The sequence below is a fragment of the Clostridium sp. genome, assembly GCF_051656525.1.
Classification (GTDB): Bacteria; Bacillota; Clostridia; order Clostridiales; family Clostridiaceae; genus Clostridium.
The window spans coordinates 1-1,656 of sequence record NZ_JBOGCC010000369.1 but is presented as its reverse complement, the minus strand read 5'-3'; the positions used below and the strand labels follow the sequence as shown (position 1 = coordinate 1,656).

General features: G+C 30.2%; 2 protein-coding genes. Both read left to right on the top strand.

Annotation, left to right across the window (positions count from 1 at the left end; translation table 11 throughout):
- Window positions 1-486 (top strand): cation transporting ATPase C-terminal domain-containing protein (locus tag ACRDDY_RS18170; protein WP_438566340.1); only part of this gene is annotated, 486 nt, incomplete at its 5' end.
- 763 nt (window positions 487-1,249) lie between these two features.
- A partial coding sequence (locus tag ACRDDY_RS18165; RefSeq protein WP_438566339.1) for a DUF3842 family protein occupies window positions 1,250-1,656 on the top strand: 407 nt, incomplete at its 3' end.

Genomic DNA, 1,656 nt, shown 5'->3' with positions numbered 1-1,656 from the left:
TATGAATATTTGAAAAAAAGAAGAAAATGGGACGCTTCATCTATTGGAAGCTTTATGAGATGGATAGGACCAACAAGTTCAGTTTTTGATATTCTAACTTATGTAGTAATGTTCTTTGTTATAGCTCCTTTAATGCTTGGTGGTGGATATAATATGGAAGGAATAGATAAAACATTATTTGCACAAATTTTTGCAACAGGATGGTTTATTGAATCATTATGGTCACAAACTTTAGTTATCCATATGATAAGAACTCCTAAAATTCCTTTTATGCAAAGTAGAGCATCAAAATTTGTTACGATTGCAACAGGACTTGGAATAATGGCAGGAACTATATTGCCTTATACAAGCCTTGGAAAAGGTCTTGGAATGGTTAGTCTTCCACCAATATATTTTGCATTCTTAATTGGAATAGTAACATTATATATAATCTTAGTAACTATAATGAAAAAGATATATGTAAGAAGATTTAAAGAATTATTATAAAGAAAAAGAATCTATCACAATTTCTTGCGGTAGATTCTTTTCTTTTGATAAAGCACGCCTATAGGGCTATTGACCTTATAGGCCTAAATAATCTGTTGGACTATCCTCACCTGCATCATAATTAGATGCTTCTTTAGTATGAATGTTTTGGTTATGTTGATTATTCATCTTAATGACCTCCTCATTCAAGCGTTTGAATCAAATAATTAGTTTTGCTTATAAAGTTTAAAGAGTAGAAACCCTATAAGCCTGAAAGCTCTTTTGGACTATCCTCAGCTACATCTGATTTGGATGCTTCTTTAGTATGAATGTTTTGGTTACGTTGACTATTCATCTTAATGACCTCCTCATTCAATTTGCTTTACAATAGTATTATGTGCAGATATAAAAAATATATTCAAAAAAAATAAAAAAATAAAAAGGAATTAAATGGGAAAAGGAGAATATATATAAACAAGAAAGAATTCACGAAGGATTCAAAATGTAACCATGAAGGATATTTGTAAAAATACGGTGTTATAAAGCCTGGGAAACTTTATAAATAAGCCTTTAAAATTTATTATAAAGTAGAGGGAAACTTCGAATACTTTATGGATAAATTTAATTAGAAGTTCAGATGAAGCTAGGGCTTTGTCTAAATTAAGTATTATTTATATATTTATTATTGAACGGAAAATTTTTAGGGAAAAAATAAATACAAGCTTGTAGGTAAATGTGGGGAGAGAAATCTTCCCTATTAAATTAGTAAAAGGAGAATTGAAAGGTGAGAGTTGCAGTTATTGATGGACAAGGTGGCGGAATTGGAAAAGCTGTAGTTGCAAAACTAAGGGATGAATTTGAAGAAAAAATTGAAATTCTTGCATTAGGAACAAATTCAAATGCAACATCACTAATGATAAGGGCAGGTGCAAATGAAGGAGCATCAGGAGAAAATGCAATTATATATAATTCTGATAAGGTAGATATGATTATAGGTCCAATAGGGATAATTTGTGCAAATGCTTTTCTTGGAGAGTTAACACCAAAAGCTGCTAAAGCTATATCAGAAGCAAGTGTAAAGAAAATATTAATACCTTTAAATAGATATAATGTAATAGTTGCAGGAATGGAAAATAAACCATTACCACATTACATTCATGATGTTGTTGAAATTGTAAAAGCTAGTGGAGG